The organism is Sporosarcina koreensis (genome assembly GCF_042655825.1).
Taxonomy (GTDB): Bacteria; Bacillota; Bacilli; order Bacillales_A; family Planococcaceae; genus Sporosarcina; species Sporosarcina koreensis.
This window is the reverse complement of record NZ_JBHSNP010000014.1, coordinates 1-526: the sequence shown is the minus strand read 5'-3', so window position 1 is coordinate 526 and position 526 is coordinate 1. Positions and strand designations below refer to the sequence as shown.

Genomic DNA, 526 nt, shown 5'->3' with positions numbered 1-526 from the left:
GTACAAGCAGTGGGAGCCTTGATTTATCAGGGTGACTGCGTACCTTTTGTATAATGGGTCAGCGACTTATATTTTGTAGCAAGGTTAACCGTATAGGGGAGCCGTAGGGAAACCGAGTCTTAACTGGGCGTCAAGTTGCAAGGTATAGACCCGAAACCCGGTGATCTAGCCATGGGCAGGTTGAAGGTTGGGTAACACTAACTGGAGGACCGAACCGACTAATGTTGAAAAATTAGCGGATGACTTGTGGCTGGGGGTGAAAGGCCAATCAAACCGGGAGATAGCTGGTTCTCCCCGAAAGCTATTTAGGTAGCGCCTCGTGAACTCATCTTCGGGGGTAGAGCACTGTTTCGGCTAGGGGGCCACCCCGGCTTACCAAACCGATGCAAACTGCGAATACCGAAGAATGTTATCACGGGAGACACACGGCGGGTGCTAACGTCCGTCGTGAAGAGGGAAACAACCCAGACCGCCAGCTAAGGTCCCAAAGTCATGGTTAAGTGGGAAACGATGTGGGAAGGCATAG

General features: G+C 51.7%; 1 rRNA gene. It reads left to right on the top strand.

The features are described 5' to 3' along the window. Positions 1-2: 2 nt before the first annotated feature. A 23S ribosomal RNA gene (locus ACFPTP_RS10015) occupies positions 3-526 on the top strand; the annotation flags it as partial.